The organism is Lelliottia sp. CFBP8978 (genome assembly GCF_034046055.2).
GTDB lineage: Bacteria > Pseudomonadota > Gammaproteobacteria > Enterobacterales > Enterobacteriaceae > Enterobacter.
Genome location: NZ_CM188253.1, coordinates 2,261,224 through 2,279,389, shown reverse-complemented (window position 1 = coordinate 2,279,389; position 18,166 = coordinate 2,261,224). Strand labels below are relative to the sequence as shown.

At 54.0% G+C, this 18,166-nt stretch carries 17 protein-coding genes; 8 read left to right on the top strand and 9 right to left on the bottom strand.

Annotated features, from left to right (window positions below; genetic code table 11):
- Positions 1 to 64: 64 nt before the first annotated feature.
- From dmsD to SOM82_RS10730, 3 genes are all read right to left on the bottom strand, one after another.
- Entirely contained in the window at positions 65 to 679 is a 615-nt protein-coding gene (dmsD, locus tag SOM82_RS10740; protein ID WP_320459565.1) for a Tat proofreading chaperone DmsD, read from the bottom strand.
- A 130-nt stretch (positions 680 to 809) separates the two neighbouring features.
- Positions 810 to 3,248: a selenate/tellurate reductase subunit YnfE gene (gene ynfE / locus SOM82_RS10735; RefSeq protein ID WP_320459564.1), complete on the bottom strand. Its 2,439-nt coding sequence runs from the start codon at positions 3,246 to 3,248 to the stop codon at positions 810 to 812.
- 132 nt (positions 3,249 to 3,380) lie between these two features.
- Positions 3,381 to 3,686 (bottom strand): DUF1161 domain-containing protein, encoded by a 306-nt coding sequence (locus SOM82_RS10730; protein ID WP_154125552.1) that lies wholly within the window; start codon positions 3,684 to 3,686, stop codon positions 3,381 to 3,383.
- Between the two features lie 471 nt (positions 3,687 to 4,157).
- On the opposite strand from SOM82_RS10730, the gene SOM82_RS10725 reads away from it, so the two are divergent.
- Positions 4,158 to 4,850, top strand: coding sequence for a YnfC family lipoprotein (locus tag SOM82_RS10725; RefSeq protein WP_501083566.1), 693 nt, complete (start codon positions 4,158 to 4,160; stop codon positions 4,848 to 4,850).
- Between the two features lie 24 nt (positions 4,851 to 4,874).
- Here SOM82_RS10725 and speG read toward each other — a convergent pair whose 3' ends face one another.
- Positions 4,875 to 5,435, bottom strand: coding sequence for a spermidine N1-acetyltransferase (speG, locus tag SOM82_RS10720; protein ID WP_154125550.1), 561 nt, complete (start codon positions 5,433 to 5,435; stop codon positions 4,875 to 4,877).
- Between the two features lie 23 nt (positions 5,436 to 5,458).
- Entirely contained in the window at positions 5,459 to 5,797 is a 339-nt protein-coding gene (locus SOM82_RS10715; protein ID WP_154125549.1) for a DUF1283 family protein, read from the bottom strand.
- Between the two features lie 152 nt (positions 5,798 to 5,949).
- On the opposite strand from SOM82_RS10715, the gene SOM82_RS10710 reads away from it, so the two are divergent.
- Both SOM82_RS10710 and manD read left to right on the top strand, forming a co-directional pair.
- Entirely contained in the window at positions 5,950 to 6,276 is a 327-nt protein-coding gene (locus SOM82_RS10710) for a YnfA family protein (RefSeq protein ID WP_320459561.1), read from the top strand.
- Between the two features lie 111 nt (positions 6,277 to 6,387).
- Positions 6,388 to 7,602 carry a D-mannonate dehydratase ManD gene (gene manD / locus SOM82_RS10705; protein WP_320459560.1) on the top strand — a complete coding sequence of 405 codons (1,215 nt, stop codon included), beginning with the start codon at positions 6,388 to 6,390 and terminating at the stop codon, positions 7,600 to 7,602.
- A gap of 94 nt (positions 7,603 to 7,696) precedes the next feature.
- Here manD and SOM82_RS10700 read toward each other — a convergent pair whose 3' ends face one another.
- Positions 7,697 to 8,146, bottom strand: coding sequence for a DMT family transporter (locus SOM82_RS10700; protein WP_154125546.1), 450 nt, complete (start codon positions 8,144 to 8,146; stop codon positions 7,697 to 7,699).
- Complete coding sequence (locus tag SOM82_RS10695) at positions 8,143 to 8,661, bottom strand: GNAT family N-acetyltransferase (protein WP_320459559.1); 519 nt, start codon at positions 8,659 to 8,661, stop codon at positions 8,143 to 8,145. The genes SOM82_RS10700 and SOM82_RS10695 overlap by 4 nt, the downstream gene beginning before the upstream one ends.
- A 149-nt stretch (positions 8,662 to 8,810) precedes the next feature.
- On the opposite strand from SOM82_RS10695, the gene SOM82_RS10690 reads away from it, so the two are divergent.
- From SOM82_RS10690 to SOM82_RS10675, 4 genes are all read left to right on the top strand, one after another.
- Complete coding sequence (locus SOM82_RS10690) at positions 8,811 to 9,386, top strand: helix-turn-helix domain-containing protein (protein WP_320459558.1); 576 nt, start codon at positions 8,811 to 8,813, stop codon at positions 9,384 to 9,386.
- Between the two features lie 65 nt (positions 9,387 to 9,451).
- Positions 9,452 to 10,489 carry an NADPH-dependent curcumin/dihydrocurcumin reductase gene (curA, locus tag SOM82_RS10685; RefSeq protein ID WP_320459557.1) on the top strand — a complete coding sequence of 346 codons (1,038 nt, stop codon included), beginning with the start codon at positions 9,452 to 9,454 and terminating at the stop codon, positions 10,487 to 10,489.
- A gap of 253 nt (positions 10,490 to 10,742) precedes the next feature.
- On the top strand, positions 10,743 to 11,411 hold the full coding sequence (locus SOM82_RS10680; RefSeq protein ID WP_154125542.1) for a GntR family transcriptional regulator: 669 nt from the start codon (positions 10,743 to 10,745) through the stop codon (positions 11,409 to 11,411).
- Positions 11,412 to 11,598: 187 nt separating this feature from the next.
- On the top strand, positions 11,599 to 13,137 hold the full coding sequence (locus tag SOM82_RS10675) for a methyl-accepting chemotaxis protein (protein ID WP_320459556.1): 1,539 nt from the start codon (positions 11,599 to 11,601) through the stop codon (positions 13,135 to 13,137).
- Between the two features lie 33 nt (positions 13,138 to 13,170).
- Here SOM82_RS10675 and pqqU read toward each other — a convergent pair whose 3' ends face one another.
- Positions 13,171 to 15,285 (bottom strand): TonB-dependent receptor PqqU, encoded by a 2,115-nt coding sequence (gene pqqU, locus SOM82_RS10670; RefSeq protein ID WP_320459555.1) that lies wholly within the window; start codon positions 15,283 to 15,285, stop codon positions 13,171 to 13,173.
- A gap of 267 nt (positions 15,286 to 15,552) precedes the next feature.
- On the opposite strand from pqqU, the gene yncE reads away from it, so the two are divergent.
- Positions 15,553 to 16,614 carry a 7-bladed beta-propeller protein YncE gene (yncE, locus tag SOM82_RS10665; RefSeq protein WP_320459554.1) on the top strand — a complete coding sequence of 354 codons (1,062 nt, stop codon included), beginning with the start codon at positions 15,553 to 15,555 and terminating at the stop codon, positions 16,612 to 16,614.
- 54 nt (positions 16,615 to 16,668) lie between these two features.
- Here the strand turns inward: yncE and ansP are convergent, their stop codons facing one another.
- Positions 16,669 to 18,165 carry an L-asparagine permease gene (ansP, locus tag SOM82_RS10660; RefSeq protein ID WP_320459553.1) on the bottom strand — a complete coding sequence of 499 codons (1,497 nt, stop codon included), beginning with the start codon at positions 18,163 to 18,165 and terminating at the stop codon, positions 16,669 to 16,671.
- Between the last annotated feature and the right edge of the window lies 1 nt (position 18,166).

Here is an 18,166-nt window from a genome sequence, read left to right as displayed (position 1 = left end):
GAAAAGTGACGCTGTAACAAATAATGTCGCACGGCAGCGATGACCACCGTGCGACAGGGCTTTGTCACCGATGAAGCGGTTTTTCTGCGACCGGGATCAGCAGCGAGGACTGCCAGTCGGCCAGCGTCAGCAACGCCAGCTGACCGAGTGCGCGATAAAACGGATGGTTGGCCTCTTGCGCGAAGACGCTTAAAAAGCGCTGGCTCCAGGGCAGCAGATGCCACGCCAGCAATTGATCGCACTCAGCGTGACGGCCATTCTCTGCCAGCCACGCCGCCAGCAGCAGCAATGTGCCAAAATGATCTTCCGGCTCGTTTTGCTGCATCTCAAAAGCGATGCTGTTATCGCGCATCCACTGGCGTAGCGCGAGAGTCGAATCACCAAACAGTACCGATTCGCGATCGAGCCACACCGAACCCCACGGGGGAGCCGGTAACGCCCAGGGGCCGATAAACAGGCGCTGCCAGGCGTCGGGCAGCGGTTCATCAGTCGTTTCGCGCATCGTGTTCGCGATTGCCAGCAAATCAGACTGCTCGAGCGGCCAGTCCTGATACCAGTCGGTGGTGGTCAGGGCGGTGACCAGCGGAGCGGCCTGAGGGCTATCCGGGGCAAAGTAGAACAGGGCGCCCAGCACCCGCGCACTAAACGCGAACGAGTCGCGACGAGAAACATCATTCATTACATCATTCCTTACGCGCGCGGATTGGACCGCGCGTTAAAATTAACCCGTAGTCGCCATACCGACGGTCATACAGAAATCGTAAAACAGTCCGCGTCCTGCCGACTCACCCGGTACGACCATCACGAGCCTAAACCTTCTCGATCTGCACGAGATTGGTATGCTGTGGGTTGCCTTTTGCCAGCGGCGAAGGGCGATGTGTGGTGAGCGTATTGATGCACGAGCCGTGATCGACCCGGTCGCCGCTCATATTGGCGTCGTGCCACGCACCCTGGCCCATCGCACTGACCCCGGGCATAATCCGAGGCGTCACTTTAGCCGCAATACGCAGCTCTCCGCGGGCGTTAAAAACGCGCACCATATCGCCATTTTTAATGCCGCGTTTGTCGGCATCGGCCGGGTTCAGCCACACCTCCTGACGACAGGCGGCCTGGAGCACATCAATATTGCCGTAGCTGGAGTGCGTTCTGGCCTTGAAGTGAAAACCAAACATCTGCAGCGGGAACTGTTCGCGCTCGGGCGCATCCCAGCCGTCAAAAGTAGAAGCGTAGACCGGCAGTGGGCTGATGGTTTCATCTTTTTCCAGCTCCCAGGTGCTGGCAATTCTGGCCAGTTCGCTGGAGTAGATTTCGATTTTGCCGGAAGGCGTTTTCAGCGGGTTTGCCTGCGGGTCATCGCGGAACTTTTTATAGGCGACGAAATGCCCGTCAGGATCTTTGCGTTTATAGATCCCCATCTGTTTAAGCTCATCGTATGATGGCAACTGCGGATCTTTTTCGAGCATTTTGGCGTACAGATACTGTAACCACTGTTCCTGCGTCCTGCCTTCGGTAAACCTCTGATAAATATCCGGACCGAGCCGTTTTGCCACTTCACTCATGATCCAGTAAATCGGTTTACGTTCGAATTTTGGCGCGGTGACGGGCTGGAGGAAAATCAGATAGCCCATATTGCCGGCATAGTCGTTAGGAATAATATCCTCCTGCTCAACGGTCATCAGGTCGGGCAGCAGAATATCGGCATACTTTGCCGAAGAGGTCATAAAATTGTCGATGACCACGATCATTTCGCACTGGTTTTCGTCCTGCAAAATGTCGTGGGTTTTATTGATATCGGAGTGCTGGTTAATGATGGTATTGCCGGCGTAGTTCCAGATAAATTTAATCGGTACGTCGAGCTTATCTTTGCCGCGCACGCCATCGCGGGTGGCGGTCATTTGCGGCCCGCGCGCGATGGCATCGGTCCAGCTAAAGCATGAAATTTGCGTTTTGACCGGGTTATCGGGCAGCGGCATCCGTTCGATAGTGATGGTGTAGGTCGATTCGCGCGCGCCGCTATTCCCACCACTGATACCGACGTTGCCGGTCAGAATCGGCAGCATGGCAATGGCGCGGGAAGTCAGTTCGCCATTGGCCTGACGCTGCGGTCCCCAGCCCTGGCAAATATAAGCGGGCTTAGCGCTGCCGATTTCACGGGCCAGTTTGATAATACGATCAGCAGGAATGCCGGTGATGCGTGAAGCCCATTCGGGGGTTTTTGCCGTGCCATCGTCGCCGTGACCCAGAATATAGGCTTTGTAATGGCCATTGGCGGGCGCACCTTCTGGCAGCGTTTTTTCGTCGTACCCTACGCAGTATTTATCGAGGAAGGGCTGGTCGACCAGATTTTCGTCAATGAGCACCCATGCAATACCCGCTACCAGCGCGGCGTCGGTGCCCGGGCGGATTGGAATCCACTCATCTTCACGCCCTGCGGCGGTATCGGTGTACCGCGGATCAATCACAATCATCCGCGCATTTGAGCGTTCTCGCGCCTGTTCCAGGAACCAGGTGATCCCGCCGCCGCTCATGCGGGTCTCTGCCGGGTTGTTGCCGAACATCACCACCAGTTTGGTGTTTTCAATATCTGAGGTGCTGTTACCGTCGTTACTGCCGTAGGTGTAAGGCATTGCACAGGCGATTTGTGCGGTGCTGTAGGTGCCGTAATGGCTGAGGAAACCGCCGTAGCAGGTCATCAGACGCGCCACCAGCGAGGCGTAAGGTGAGGAGCGCGTGATGTTGCCGCCCACGATCCCCGAGGAGTAGTTGATATATACGGCTTCGTTGCCATATTTTTCGACCACACCTTTCAGACTGCGGGTGATCGTATCAAGGGCTTCATCCCAGGTGATGCGCTCAAACTTACCTTCCCCGCGTTTGCCCACGCGTTTCATCGGATAGTTCAGGCGGTCGGGATGGTTGATACGGCGACGGATGGATCGGCCGCGAAGGCAGGCGCGAACCTGATGATTGCCATAGACATCATCGCCGGTGTTATCGGTTTCAACCCAGTACACTTCGTCGTCGCGAACGTGCAGGCGCAGAGCGCAACGACTGCCACAGTTTACTGAGCACGCGCCCCACACAACTTTATCGGCCACAGGGTGAACGGCCTGTTGTACGGCTGCGGCTGCACTTTTCAGACCGAAGGGCAACGATATCCCTCCGGCGGCCAGCGCCAGTGAGCCTATTGCGGTGGATTTAACCAGAGCTCGGCGGCTGATCCCGCCGTGATGTTCAACATCGGACATGACTCACTCCATCATGGTTATAGCTGAAATTTCAGCCCGTAATGACACCGGGCGAATGATGGAGTGAGTGTTACTTATTCAGGGGTAGTAAACATTAATCCTTATCAAGCTAAGGGAGTTTGCGCGGATTAATTACTGTGGCTCGTTCGGAGCATTATCCTGTGTGCCCGCGCCACCCGCTGGCGCCGTTCCGCTGCCGGTTCGGGTATAGAGAATTTTAAAGGTATCGTTAGCGCAGTGACCCACGACCTGGGCATCCGGCTGGTCGGCTTGATCGTTCGGCACGATATTCAGCGTAAAACCGGATTCAGGCACGCCATTGTTAATAATGCGCTGTTGAATATCACTTTTTACCCGTTCGCAAGAGTCGGGGGCGGCCAGAACGGCAGGCGAAACACCTATTAACAGCAGTGCGGTAATCCAGGGTAACCGTTTCATGTGAAGCTCCTTATCTCTGTGTGTGGATCCTATTTTAGCAGGCAGAATGTAAATCGCTGTATTTCACAGAAATTTTCTGAAAAATCTTAACAGCGATTGAGTATTTTAATGTTCTCAATGTTCCTGTTTAAATAAGAGGCGCGACCCGCTCAGAAACGCATAAATTGTTAGCAACGTTTAGCGATAATGTCATCGCCTTTATTTTGTTTATCTTTAAAAAATATAAATACACTGTTCTTCTGTAAAACAGACTTCAGTCTGATGCAGCCACCTGATGAACAGACATTTTTAGATAATGTCACAGAGAATTACCGTGAGCGTAAACGGCCAGTGAAGGAATGGGATTTGTTATTCTCTGCGGGTTATTTCTGTGATAAATCTCTTTTTGGTTTAATGTAAACATCTGTATTTGCTAAAATGTCTGGCAATAATCTCCACACAGCGGTGAGAACGGTGAAGAAACTAGCAGTGATGATTGCGCTGGCAAGCGTGCTGGCAGGATGTGATAACGCCTCCGGGCCGCTCTCGTTTACCCCCGAGATGGCCAGTTTTTCGAATGAATTTGACTTTGATCCGCTGCGTGGGCCGGTGAAAGACTTTACTCAGACGCTGCTCAATGAAAAGGGCGAAGTGAGTAAACGCGTGACCGGGACGATGTCAGAAGAAGGGTGTTTCGATACGCTTGAGCTGCACGATCTTGACGCCAATACCGGCGTTTCGCTGGTGCTGGACGCCAATTTTTATGTCGACGCCGAAACCCAGCAGCAAAAAATCAAGCTGCAGGGGAAATGTCAGTTAGCCGAACTGCCTTCAGCGGGCGTGACCTGGGATACCGACGATAACGGGTTTATCGTGACGGCGCATGGCAAAGAGATGGAAGTGAAATATCGCTACGATGCTGATGGCTACCCGCTGGGTAAAACCACGGTGTCAGGCGAGCAACATCTGTCCGTTGCCGCGACGCCGTCAAGCGATAAGCGTAAAAAGCTGGATTATTCGGCGGTCAGTCTGCTTAACGATAAACCGCTCGGCACGGTAAAGCAGAGCTGCGATTACGATCGGCATCATAATCCGGTTACCTGCGAATTACAGATTAAAGATGAGAGCGTAAAACCCGCCGTTGAGCGGAAGTTCACCATTAAAAACAGTATTGATTACTACTGATAGCGTAAAAGAAAACCGCGCAGGTTACTGCGCGGTAGGTTTTAGCAGGGTATTGCCGGACGCCCGGTGTTCCGCCAGATATTGCTGCTGGAAAATGCACATCCGGATAGTGTTGCGGTACTCACCGTTAATAAAGAACTCATGAATCAGTTCACCTTCCACCATGAAACCGAGTTTGCGGTAAATGTGGATGGCTTTTTCATTCTCTTTATCAACAATAAGATAGAGTTTGTAGAGGTTGAGAACCGTAAATCCGTAATCCATCGCCAGTTTTGCCGCCCGGCTCGCCAGGCCTTTGCCCTGGTAATCAGGCGAGATGATGATCTGAAATTCTGCCCGGCGGTGGACGTGGTTAATCTCAACTAACTCAACCAGACCTGCTTTTTCCCCGTCACACTCGACAACGAAACGGCGCTCGCTCTGATCGTGAATGTGTTTATCGTACAGGTCGGAAAGCTCGACAAAGGCCTCGTAAGGTTCTTCGAACCAGTAACGCATCACGCTGGCGTTGTTATCGAGCTGGTGAACAAAGCGCAAATCCTCGCGCTCCAGCGGTCTGAGTTTTATCACTAAGGGGCTGGCCATAATCATCCTTTCAGGCGTTCAAATTAAGGTGCGACCGTGCGGCCGGTACGTCGATCCAGACAACGCAGCGTGTTAGGTTCCCAGTAGGCGTTAACGTTCGCGCTCTGCTGGCATCTGTCGCGTGAATCAAACGCGACGTCTTCTTTATCCCACTCTTTCTCGGCACGTTTGTTCACCTTCTGACGAAGGTTACGGGTGTCATTCCATTGCTCTTTGTCCATTGCGGCATTCTGGCGGCTCTGGGCACTGTCTCCCGATTCAATGATCAGTTTACTGGTCTGGGCAGACACCGGCGCGCTGAAGGCGATAGCCGCCAGGGAGAGCATGGCCGCCACAGAGAGACGTTTGCTTAATGTACTCATTGCGTGTTCCTTTTATTGGGTGCTGACAAACGGATTACCCGTAGCCAATTCTACACCAATCCGAAAAGAGGGCATACCCGTGTTGCCGGTATGGAAAAGCAGACACAATGATCGCTTATGATGGTTAAACCTGATCTCACTGAACGCTAAAAATGATTAAAACCACCTTACTTTTCTTTGCAACGGCGCTATGCGAAATCATCGGCTGTTTCTTGCCCTGGCTATGGTTAAAACGAGGGGCGTCGATTCTGTTGCTTCTGCCTGCGGGTGTGGCGCTGGCGCTTTTTGTCTGGTTGCTGACGCTGCATCCGGCGGCGAGCGGACGGGTCTACGCCGCTTATGGCGGCGTGTATGTCTGTACCGCGCTTCTCTGGCTGCGAGTGGTGGATGGCGTAAAGTTAAGCGTCTATGACTGGGCCGGTGCGCTCATTGCGCTGTGCGGCATGCTAATCATCGTGGCCGGTTGGGGGCGCGCATAAGCGCCTCTGTTTTGTGATCGATGGATGATTCTCTGGTTGTTATACTTGTATGGTAGTTGAGTGATTCGTTAAGTTGCTTACATCACAACAAACGATGTAAGGAACTGGATTATGAAAATTGTTGGGGCTGAAGTCTTTGTCACCTGCCCGGGACGCAATTTTGTTACCCTCAAAATCACCACCGACGAGGGGATCGTTGGACTTGGCGACGCCACGCTGAACGGGCGTGAGCTTTCGGTTGCCTCCTACCTGAAGGATCATCTCTGCCCGCAGCTGATGGGCCGCGACGCTCACCGCATTGAAGACATCTGGCAATTTTTCTACAAAGGCGCGTACTGGCGTCGCGGACCGGTCACGATGTCCGCGATCTCGGCGGTGGATATGGCGCTGTGGGACATCAAAGCCAAAGCCGCCGGAATGCCGCTTTATCAGTTGCTGGGCGGCGCCTCCCGCGAAGGGGTAATGGTCTATTGCCACACCACCGGGCACACCATTGATGATGTGCTGGAAGATTATGCCCGTCACAAAGAGAGGGGGTTCAGGGCGATCCGGGTGCAATGCGGCGTGCCGGGGATGAAAACCACGTACGGAATGTCTAAAGGAAAAGGGCTGGCGTATGAGCCTGCCACCAAGGGCAACTGGCCGGAAGAACAGCTGTGGTCCACCGAAAAATACCTCGATTTTACCCCTAAACTTTTCGACGCGGTACGCAGTAAATTTGGCTTTGATGAGCACTTGCTGCACGACATGCACCATCGTTTGACACCAATCGAAGCCGCGCGCTTTGGCAAAAGCATTGAACCGTTCCGCATGTTCTGGATGGAAGACCCCACGCCGGCGGAAAATCAGGCCTGTTTCCGCCTCATCCGCCAGCATACCGTCACGCCGATTGCCGTGGGTGAGGTCTTCAACAGTATCTGGGACTGCAAACAGCTGATTGAAGAGCAGCTTATCGACTATATCCGTACCACGATCACCCATGCGGGCGGGATTACGGGTATGCGGCGAATCGCTGATTTCGCCTCGTTGTATCAGGTGCGAACCGGTTCGCACGGCCCGTCCGATCTGTCGCCCATTTGCCATGCCGCAGCGCTGCATTTCGATCTGTGGGTGCCCAATTTTGGCGTACAGGAATACATGGGGTACTCCGAACAAATGCTGGAGGTCTTCCCGCACAGCTGGAGCTTTGATCACGGCTATATGCATCCGGGCGACAAGCCGGGGCTCGGCATCGAATTTGACGAAAAAAGGGCTGCAAAATATCCGTACGATCCGGCCTGTCTGCCGGTGGCACGGCTGGAAGATGGCACGTTGTGGAACTGGTAAAACAGGCGCGAACCATTAAAAGCGTTGTGATTCAAAAACCGAATGAACGGGTGATTGTGTTATCACAAGTCAAAGGCGGCGCGATCCTGTAATCCTAAAACTGGCGTCGGGCTACCAGCCAGGCGCCGATCACCAGCAGCACCGCACCGCATACCGGGCCGATCAGCGCCCGCAGCGGGATACCCTGACTTCTCAACACGTCCATCACCAGCCCACCAATCAACTGGCTGGCGACCAGCACCGCAATAGTGGTTGCGGCCCCGACATATTGATAGCCGCTGATGCTGGCGAAAACAAAAAATGAACCCAGTAATCCCGGTATCAACGTCCACCAGCGTACGGTCGACACCAGTTCGCTGAAGCCCGCCGCCCCATTTTTAAGCAGCAAAATGCTGACGAAAAGCACAATACCCACCAGCGAATTCAGCAGCATCGCGATCAAAATGGTGGAAGATGACTGAGTGATACGCACCATCAACGTATTTTGCACCACCAGACCGATCCCGGCCGCCACCAGGAACACCAGCGTCAGCGATTGATTCATTCGCGGGCGTCCGGTTCGCTGCGGTTATCCAGCTGGAGCTGCATAAACGTCAGATCCAGCCAGCGCCCGAATTTGGTTCCGACCTGCGGCATCTGGCCGGTAATGGTAAAACCGAGCGTGTCGTGCAGATGGATGGACGCGTGGTTTTGCGCCTCGATGCCCGCCACCATGACGTGTTTACCTGTCAGGCGTGCCTCGACAATCAGCTTTTTCATCAATTCGCGTCCAATACCTTTCCCCTGATGGTCGGGATGGACGTAGACCGAATGTTCAACCGTATGACGGAAACCCTCAAAGGCCCGCCAGTCACCAAACGATGCATAGCCGGTGACGACGCCGTTTTCCTCGCTCACCAGCACCGGATATCCCATCAGCGTGCGGGCTTCAAACCAGGCGATACGATTTTCCGTGTCTACAGTCGTGTCGTTCCAGATCGCGGCGGTATGTAATACAGCGTGGTTATAAATCTCGCCAATGGCGGCGCAATCCTCTTTACTGGCGTGGCGAATGAGCATCGGTAACCCCGGAATATGTTGTTCACTATAGTGGTACGTATTTATCACAATATTACACAAACGGCTCGCTGTCGCGCTATGGCATAAGACATATTTTTTTGTTATGACAAGGGCATTGAATTCAGCTTCTTACACTATAGTATGACGTCATGAACACTATGCCAGACGATATGAATCAACGCATTAGCGCGCGCATTCGCCTTGAGCGTGAATCGCGCGGATGGTCTCTCAGCGAGCTTGCCCAGCGCGCGGGCGTGTCGCGCGCGATGATCCACAAAATTGAGCGCAGTGAAAGTAGCCCGACCGCGACGCTGCTGGCGCGTCTGTCAGGTGCGTTCGGCATCAGTATGTCGACCCTGATTGCCCGGGCCGAGATGCAGGAGGGCAAACTGTTGCGCTTCGCCAGTCAGCCGGTCTGGCGCGATCCGCAGAGCCATTACCTGCGTCGTCATGTGTCGCCGCGGAGCGATATGCCGATTGATCTGGTTCAGGTTGAACTCCCCGCCGGAAGCGACGTGCCGATGCCAGCCTCATCCTATGCGCTGGCGCGTCAGCTGATTTGGCTGCAGTCCGGCGAACTGGTGTTCCTGGAAGGCGATACTCGTCACCAGATGCAGGCCGGAGATTGCCTGGAGCTGGGGCCGCCGAATGACTGTCGGTTTATTAATGAGACGCAAGAGCCGTGCGTTTACCTGGTGGTGAGGCTTAATCAGTCAGGCTCGTAATGGTAAGGCGCTTGTCCGTCACAGCGGCTAGTCTCTAAAGACATTTGCGCAATAAGGAGCGATCCATGAGTCAAACTGCAAAAACAAACCGTCGCCTGGTGCTGGCATCACGTCCGCAAGGCGCGCCGGTTGCGGATAATTTCCGCTTAGAAGAACAACCTGTTCCGGAGCTCGCAGAAGGACAAGTACTGCTGCGTACGATTTGGTTGTCGCTCGATCCCTATATGCGTGGCCGCATGAGTGATGCACCGTCTTACTCCCCGCCGGTCGAAATCGGGGCGGTGATGGTCGGCGGCACGGTGAGCCGCGTGGAACAGTCTCGCCATCCGAAGTTTAAAGCCGGTGAGTGGGTATTAGGCTACAGCGGCTGGCAGGAATTTGAGCTTTCCGACGGCACGGGTCTGGTCAAACTTGGGGATAATCCTGACCATCCTTCGTGGTCATTGGGTATTCTGGGGATGCCGGGGTTCACCGCGTATATGGGCCTGCTGGACATTGGTCAGCCGAAAGCCGGCGAGACGCTGGTGGTTGCCGCGGCCACCGGGCCGGTTGGCGCGACGGTAGGGCAGATTGGCAAAATTAAAGGCTGTCACGTCGTCGGTGTGGCGGGCGGTGCGGAAAAATGCCGCCACGCGGTTGAGGTTTTAGGCTTCGATCGGTGCCTTGATCATCATGCCGATGATTTTGCACGTCAGCTGGCGGAAGCGTGTCCGCAAGGCATTGATGTCTATTACGAGAATGTCGGCGGCAAAGTCTTTGATGCCGTCCTGCCGCTGCTGAATACCTCGGCGCGGGTCCCGGTGTGCGGACTGGTGAGCGGCTATAACGCGACCGGGCTGCCGGAAGGACCGGATCGCCTGCCGCTGCTGATGGGCACGCTGCTTAAGAAACGTATTCGGATGCAGGGCTTTATCATCGGTCAGGATTACGGCCATCGCATTCAGGAGTTCCAGGAAGAGATGGGGCGCTGGGTGAAAGAGGGTAAAATTCACTATCGCGAGCAGGCGACGGAAGGACTGGAAAACGCACCGCAAGCGTTTATAGGCCTGCTTGAAGGTAAAAATTTCGGTAAAGTCGTGATACGCGTCGCGAAGGATAACTAAATATACTCAATATGGCGGGGATGCCCGCCATAATATATTCTTAAATTTGACTATAATGTCTTAAATTATACGCGCATAGCCGCAACCATACCGATCCGCCAGGCGCGGTATGCAGAAAAAAATATAAATTTTTGTTGTTCATTTTAGCGTCACTCCAACACCAGGCATGTAGATACAGGATATATCTTGAAAGCTCCGTTAGGGTCAATACGGAGTAGTGAATAGCGCTTATTTTAAGCTGAAGGAAGAGAACATGCTTGATTTGGAAAATTTGGAAAAAGCACAACGACTGAGCCTAACTATGCAAGTTGAGGTCAGTCTGAAAGGGGCGTTGATTGCCGGAGCGCTTAAACCAGGCGCAAGGCTCATTACCAAAGAGATTGCGGATAAATTAGGCACCAGCATTACGCCGGTTCGCGAGGCACTTTTGCGTCTGGTTTCTGCCGGGGCCTTGCATGCCACTCCTGCGCAGGCTTTTCTGGTACCGGAAATAACGCTCGATCGTTATACGGAAATTAACCTCATCCGCAAGCAACTTGAGACGATGGCAGTGGCCGCCGCCTGCGAAAAGATGACGGAGAGCAAGCTGCAGGAATTACGTGAACTGGCGGAAAAATTCCATAACGCGATGCGTGATGGCGAAGCCCAGCGCGCGCTGCACGCTAACCGGGTGTTTCGTTTCCGCCTGTATGAATATGCCCAGATGCCGACATTAACGTCATTGATTGAGCAACTTTGGGTGCGCATTGGCCCATGCTTTAACTATCTGTATGAAGATGTGCACGATATCGCGCAATACTCCTATCGCTATGATGAACTTCTGACCGTGCTTGAGCAGGGCGATGTGGCGGCCAGTCAAAAAGCGATTGATAAACTGATTGACGGCTCAACGGCGCTGTTACTGCAACAATATTTTAGTTAGGTGATAATTTAATTCAGTTTTACTTTTCCGTTCAAACTATCTCTCCTCTGTATTATTTCCCGGTGGCCGCTGGCGACCGGGAACGCTATTTCATTTTTGCGACTGATACGATCTTCCTGACTATGAAATAACCTGAAATTCTGCCGATAAATGCTTCAGGCACGTTTGCCTATAAAGGAGCAGGAAGATGAGTTTCAGCCAACGATTACGAAATATAAAAATGAGCAGAAAGCTCGCGGCAGGTTTTGGACTGGTATTGCTACTGGTGGCAGTCTCCACCGTCATGAGCGTACTGCGCTTCAAAGAGATCCGCGATGTCTATCAACAAACCAATTTGATCTACAACATCAATATTGAAGTTTTCCAGGCCAAAATTAACCGTCTCAAATACCTCTACACCGGAGAAGAAAAGGCGGGGCAATTGCTGGCTGGTTATGTCAAACATGCCGCAGAGCTGACCGATGAGGCCAAAAAACTGCAGTGGACAGCGCAGGAAGGGCGAGTGATCGACGCGATTGGCGGTCATCTGGCCTCTTTTCAAAGCAGTGTCGCTGAAATGCAAACGGCGATGACCGCGTTGAATGCGGACAAAAACGACACCGCGGCAGTTCAGGCGCTGAAAGTGGCCGAAGACAAAGTGAAAACCGCTGGTGATAACAGCAGCGCCTCCATCAAGGAGATTATTGCGCTGGTCAAAACGCATAACGATTCGCTTGCCAACAGCTCAAGTACCATTACCGCTATTGTCGGCGTGGTGGCGATTCTGTTTGGTGTCCTGGTCTCGTGGTGGGTAACGCGTCAGGTGACACGCCCGGTGAAACACAATCTCCAGCTGGCAGAACGCATCGCCAGTGGCGATCTCAGCGCCGATATCCGGGCACCAGGTGATGATGAACTGGGCAAGCTGACGGGCGCAATGGGGCGCATGAACGACACCTTGCGCGCCATGATCGGCGAAGTGCGCAGCAGTGTGGCGCAGGTTTCGCAGGCAGCCAGCGACATTGCTGAAGGCAATACCGATCTGTCGTCGCGAACGGAACAGCAGGCTGCTGCGGTAGTGCAGACCGCCGCAAGTATGGAAGAGTTAACGGCGACGGTAAAAAATAATGCCGATAACGCACGTCATGCCAGCAAACTGGCGGCAGAAGCGTCGCAAACCGCGACGCAGGGTGGGCGGGTGATGCGTGACGTGGTGAGTACCATGAGCGACATCAATACCAGCTCGCAGAAAATCGCCGACATCACTGCGGTCATCAATAGCATCGCCTTCCAGACCAATATTCTGGCGCTAAATGCCGCTGTAGAGGCCGCGCGTGCCGGTGAGCAGGGGCGTGGTTTTGCGGTGGTGGCAAGCGAAGTGCGTAGCCTGTCGCAACGCAGTTCGCAGGCGGCCAAGGATATTGAGCTGTTAATCAGTGAATCGGTGTCACGTATTATGACCGGCAGCGATCTGGTGGCAAAAGCGGGTCAAACAATGGAGCAGGTGGTGAATTCTGTGACGCGGGTGAACGATATCATGGGTGAGATCTCCTCCGCATCCGAAGAGCAAAGCCGGGGAATCGAGCAGATTTCGCGTGCGGTGATGGAGCTGGATTCCACGACGCAGCAAAATGCGTCTCTGGTAGGAGCTTCTTCGTCAGCGGCGGGGGCGCTGGAAGATCAGGCACGCTTGCTGGAGTCGCTGGTGGCGGCGTTCCGTCTGGAACAGAACGCGCGTGCAGCTTAAAAAACGTCTGGCAGCAGTACGCTGCCAGGGTTTTTATTCAAAACGGTATGAAACAGACATTCCAACGCCGTAGTTACGTCCCGGAGCCGGTTCGTAGTAGCGGCCGTTGGATTCATTGACGATGACCGATCCGACATATTCTTTATCGAACAGGTTATCGACACGGCCAAACAGATCCATTCCCCAGTTACCGTAATTGAATTTATAACCGGTATTCAGACCCACCACGGTATAAGACGGGGCTTTGGCGGTGTTTTCGTCATCCGCCATAATGTCGCTCATGTAGCGGACATCCGAACCCGCATACCAGCCTTCTTCCGGCTGCCAGCCAAACGAGGCATAGCCCATATTACGGGCGATGCCCGGCATGCGGTTACCGTTGCAATTTGCGTCAGAACAGACGTTGGTACGGTATGTGGCGTCCAGATACGTCCACGCCATTTTCAGTTTCCAGTTTTCGGCAAACTGCTGGTCGAGAGAGAGTTCAACGCCCTGGCGGCGGGTTTTGCCGGCATTTTTGTAGCTGGTGCGTCCGCCGGAGCTGGCGTCAACGACGATCTCATCATCGGTATCGGTTCGGAATAGTGCTGCGGTCAACAGGCCATTGCCGACGCGGGTTTTGCTGCCCACTTCGTAGGTATTGTTGGTTGAGGGTTTAAGCCCGAAGTTCAAACCACTTTGATTGCCTGAGCGATAGGAGAGTTCGTTAATCGTCGGCGTTTCGAAGCCGCGACCCGCCGCAGCGTACACATTCCACGCATCGGTGATAGCGTATTTCAGCGAGCTGGCTGGCAGCCACTTGTGATAGCTCGCATCGCCGCTGTCATCGCCGTTTGCGCCTTTCACGTAATGGTCGTTGGAATCAAACCATACGGAGCTGTAGCGCACCCCCGCATCCAGCGTCAGTTTTTGCGTCAGCTGCCAGCTGGTTTGCAGATACGGGTCGACATTCCACATCAGGTTGCGTTCATTACGGCGTTTATCGCCTTTTACGCCGTAATCCGGCACGCCATTACTCATGACGAAGTTTTCATAGCCCCGGCGATCTTCACTCATATTTTCGTAGTTCAGACCGGTGGTAAAGGTCACGGGAACCAGCAGCTCGCCGCGATGCGTCCAGCGGGTATCAATGCCCTGATAGTGGCGCTGCATATCGATCACTCCGCCGGAATGGGTCTCTTTCAGCTGAGGCTGATACGGGATCGACTGGTATTGCGTCATTTCGCGTTCGCCGGCGTACATCATCACGCTGAGATCGTCCTGCGCAGTAAGCTGGCGTTCATAGCGCAGCCCGGCCTGGGTCTGCTTGATCGTTTTACGCGTATTGTACTGATCGGCGCGCGGAGACTGACGGGGATTGTCGCGCCATTCCTGATAATCCAGACCACCCGGATCGTTGGCTTTCATATCCACGCTGTTAAAAATCAGCGTCAATTTGCTGGCGTCATCAATGCGTACGCCGAGTTTGGCGTTGGCGAGATTTTTACGCGCGCCGCTGTGATCGCGATAGCCTTTGGTGGTGAAACGCGTGGTTGAAACGGTGTAATCCACGTCGCCAGCGTGCGTGCCATCGCCCATCGCGCCGGTGGCTTTCATGCCGTAACGCCACGTACCGTTACTGCCGTAATAGCTGCTGGCTTCAATGGTTGGCGGTTGCTGCCCTGTCTGGCTGGCGATGTTGATCACCCCGCCAGAAGCGTTGCCATAGAGCGCGGAAAAAGGCCCGCGCAGCACTTCAACGCTATCAATACTGCTCAGATCGATATTGGACGTCTGACCTTGTCCATCCGGCATGGTAGCCGGAATACCATCGACATACATGCGAATGCCGCGCACGCCAAAGGTCGAACGCGCACCGAATCCGCGCATCGAAAGCTGTAAATCCTGGGCATAGTTTTGACGGTTTTGAATTTGCAGACCGGGAACGCTTCCCAGAGATTCGGAAAGATTAACGCGCGGCGCGGCCTGTCGCATGTCATCCCCGTTAACCACGCTCACGGCGGCGGGGGTGTCCAGCTCTGAAACGGTCTGGGGTGTCGCGCTGACGATCATCGTCTGTTCTTGTGCGGCCAGTGCTGCTGCGGGCGAAAAGACAAGGGGGGCCCACAGAAAAGAGAGCGTTGCCTGACTGGCAGAGATAATTTTCATGAATAGAAACCGATTGAGGATGAAAAACGAACCAAATGGAACATATGTGCGTATGGTAAATCTTTTGTAAAGATATTGAAAACTTTAACAGCACATTGCGTTAACGGAAGTGTAGATAATCGCGGGCAGAAGAGCGAAACGGCAAACAAAGACTCCACATTCATCAGAATAATGATTACTATTCTCAACAATTAATATGATGAAGCCATGACTTCGTCTCAGGGAAGCAATGTCGGCATTACACATTTTTTATCAAAGGGAGTCGTCATGTCATTACGTCATCTGTGCTCACCGCGTCTGCGTGGTTCACTGCTGCTGGGTTCGCTGCTGGTAGCGGGCTCGTTTAATGTTCATGCTGCAGAGGAGATGCTGCGCAAAGCGGTAGGCAAAGGCGCTTATGAAATGGCCGTCAGCCAGCAGGAAAATGCCCTGTGGGTGGCCACGACGCAAAGCCGTAAAACGGACAAAGGCGGGGTGGTTTACCGTCTCGATCCGGTCACGCTGGAAGTGACGCAAGCCATTCATAACGATCTGAAGCCTTTCGGCGCAACCATTAACAACGCCACCCAGACCCTGTGGTTCGGCAATACCACCAACAGCGCGGTGACCGCCATTGACGCCAAAACCGGCGATCTGAAAGGGCGTCTGGTGCTGGACGATCGCAAGCGTAGCGAAACCGTTAAGCCGCTCCAGCCGCGTGAACTGGTGGCGGATGACACGACGAATACCGTGTACATCACCGGTATCGGCAAAGAGAGCGTGATTTGGGCTGTCGACGGTGAAACGCTGAAGCTGAAAGAGACCATCACCAACACCGGAACTTACAGCACCGGTCTGGCGCTGGATGCGCAGGCGAAACGCCTGTACAGCACCAATGCTGACGGTGAGCTGATCGCCATTGATACCGCGACGCATAAAGTGCTGAGTCGTAAAAAAGTGCAGGACGACGGAAAAGAGCATTTCTATCTGAACCTGAGCCTCGATACGGCAGGACAACGCGCGTTTCTCACCGATTCGAAGCAGCCAGAAGTGCTGGTCGTGAATCTGAAAGATGGCAAAGTGATTGAGAAAATCGCCGCTCCTGAATCGCTGGCCGTGCTGTTTAACCCGGCGCGTAACGAGGTGTACGTCACCCATCGCGAAGCGGGTAAAGTCAGCGTGATCGACGCAAAAAGGTACAAAGTGACCAAAACTTTTGATACCCCGACCTTCCCGAACAGCCTGGCGTTGTCAGCGGATGGTAAAACCCTGTACGTGACGGTAAAACAGAAGTCGACCCGTCAGCAGGAGGCGACCCAGCCGGATGATGTAATTCGTATCGCGCTGTAATCAGCCATAAAAAAAGGGAAGGCACTGGCCTTCCCTTGTTCGTTTTAGCGTATCTTAACGCGACGTCTCTTCAATCAGTGGACCGTCGTGCTTTTCATCTTCTGCCAGCACGGGCGCGGTACTGTGGATCTCGTTAACGCGCTTACGCACGCCGAACCAGCCCGCAATCAGCAGCACGGCCAGCAGCGGAATGGTGGCGATGGTGTAGGTGCCGTTCGGATAATCAAACGCCATCAGAACCAGTACGCTGAGCAGGAACAGCAGCGTCAGCCATGAAGTGACCGGCGCGCCCGGCATCTTAAAGCTCACGTCCGCCGCTTTGCCTTCTTTGATCGCTTTACGCAGGCGCATCTGGCACACCACGATAAACGCCCAGGAGGCGATAATGCCGAGAGCCGCCACGTTCAGCACAATCTCAAAGACCTGAGAGGGCACCAGATAGTTCAGGAACACGCCAAAGACGTAAACCACCAGCGTAGCGAGAATCCCCGCGTAAGGAACCTGCTGTTTGCTCATCTTCGACATGAACTTTGGCGCAGATCCGCCCATCGACATGGAGCGCAGAATACGGCCCGTGGAGTACAAACCGGAGTTCAGGCTGGAGAGCGCAGCGGTCAGCACCACAATGTTCATGATGCTGCCAACGTATGGCACGCCCAGTTTCGAGAAGAAGGTGACAAACGGACTTTGACCGGCCTGATAGGCATTCCATGGCAGCAATAACACCAGCAACACCACCGAGCCCACATAGAACAGGCCGATACGCCAGATCACACTGTTAATGGCTTTTGGCACCATCGTCTGCGGGTCTTTACATTCGCCCGCCGCGGTTCCGACCAGTTCAATAGAGGCGAAGGCGAAAACGACCCCCTGAACCAGCACCAGCGCAGGCAGCAAGCCGTGCGGGAAGAAACCGCCGTTGTCGGTGATCAGATGGAAACCGGTCGCGCCGCCGTCGAGCGGTTTTCCGCTGCCGAGAAACACGGTACCCACCACCAGGAAGATCACAATCGCCAGCACCTTGACCAGCGCGAACCAGAACTCCATTTCAGCGAACCACTTCACGCCGATCATGTTCATCGTGCCAACAATCGCCAGCGCGCCAAGGGCAAATACCCACTGTGGCACATCGCCAAATGCGCCCCAGTAGTGCATGTAAAGTGCGACCGCGGTGATATCGACAATACCGGTCATCGCCCAGTTGACGAAGTACATCCAGCCCGCTACATAGGCGGCTTTTTCGCCGAGGAATTCACGGGCATAAGAGACAAAGCTGCCGCTCGAAGGGCGGTGAAGGACCAGTTCGCCGAGCGCACGCAGAATAAAGAAGGAGAAGATCCCGCACACCAGATAGACCAGGGCGAGAGCAGGGCCAGCCATTTGCAGACGGGCGCCTGCACCTAAAAACAGACCTGTACCAATAGCGCCGCCGATGGCGATCATCTGTACCTGACGGTTACCCATCGCTTTGTGATAGCCCTCTTCGTGAGAGTTCAACCAGCGACGTTTCGCAGCATGATGTTCAGCTGCGTTTTTATTGCTTGTTTTCATT

What these genes read in the sequence shown, in the direction of transcription:
- dmsD (WP_320459565.1), bottom strand. Translation starts at nt 679, where the DNA reads ATGAATGATGTTTCTCGTCGCGACTCGTTCGCGTTTAGTGCGCGGGTG.
- ynfE (WP_320459564.1), bottom strand. Translation starts at nt 3,248, where the DNA reads ATGTCCGATGTTGAACATCACGGCGGGATCAGCCGCCGAGCTCTGGTT.
- SOM82_RS10730 (WP_154125552.1), bottom strand. Translation starts at nt 3,686, where the DNA reads ATGAAACGGTTACCCTGGATTACCGCACTGCTGTTAATAGGTGTTTCG.
- SOM82_RS10725 (WP_501083566.1), top strand. Translation starts at nt 4,158, where the DNA reads ATGATTGCGCTGGCAAGCGTGCTGGCAGGATGTGATAACGCCTCCGGG.
- speG (WP_154125550.1), bottom strand. Translation starts at nt 5,435, where the DNA reads ATGGCCAGCCCCTTAGTGATAAAACTCAGACCGCTGGAGCGCGAGGAT.
- SOM82_RS10715 (WP_154125549.1), bottom strand. Translation starts at nt 5,797, where the DNA reads ATGAGTACATTAAGCAAACGTCTCTCTGTGGCGGCCATGCTCTCCCTG.
- SOM82_RS10710 (WP_320459561.1), top strand. Translation starts at nt 5,950, where the DNA reads ATGATTAAAACCACCTTACTTTTCTTTGCAACGGCGCTATGCGAAATC.
- manD (WP_320459560.1), top strand. Translation starts at nt 6,388, where the DNA reads ATGAAAATTGTTGGGGCTGAAGTCTTTGTCACCTGCCCGGGACGCAAT.
- SOM82_RS10700 (WP_154125546.1), bottom strand. Translation starts at nt 8,146, where the DNA reads ATGAATCAATCGCTGACGCTGGTGTTCCTGGTGGCGGCCGGGATCGGT.
- SOM82_RS10695 (WP_320459559.1), bottom strand. Translation starts at nt 8,661, where the DNA reads ATGCTCATTCGCCACGCCAGTAAAGAGGATTGCGCCGCCATTGGCGAG.
- SOM82_RS10690 (WP_320459558.1), top strand. Translation starts at nt 8,811, where the DNA reads ATGAACACTATGCCAGACGATATGAATCAACGCATTAGCGCGCGCATT.
- curA (WP_320459557.1), top strand. Translation starts at nt 9,452, where the DNA reads ATGAGTCAAACTGCAAAAACAAACCGTCGCCTGGTGCTGGCATCACGT.
- SOM82_RS10680 (WP_154125542.1), top strand. Translation starts at nt 10,743, where the DNA reads ATGCTTGATTTGGAAAATTTGGAAAAAGCACAACGACTGAGCCTAACT.
- SOM82_RS10675 (WP_320459556.1), top strand. Translation starts at nt 11,599, where the DNA reads ATGAGTTTCAGCCAACGATTACGAAATATAAAAATGAGCAGAAAGCTC.
- pqqU (WP_320459555.1), bottom strand. Translation starts at nt 15,285, where the DNA reads ATGAAAATTATCTCTGCCAGTCAGGCAACGCTCTCTTTTCTGTGGGCC.
- yncE (WP_320459554.1), top strand. Translation starts at nt 15,553, where the DNA reads ATGTCATTACGTCATCTGTGCTCACCGCGTCTGCGTGGTTCACTGCTG.
- ansP (WP_320459553.1), bottom strand. Translation starts at nt 18,165, where the DNA reads ATGAAAACAAGCAATAAAAACGCAGCTGAACATCATGCTGCGAAACGT.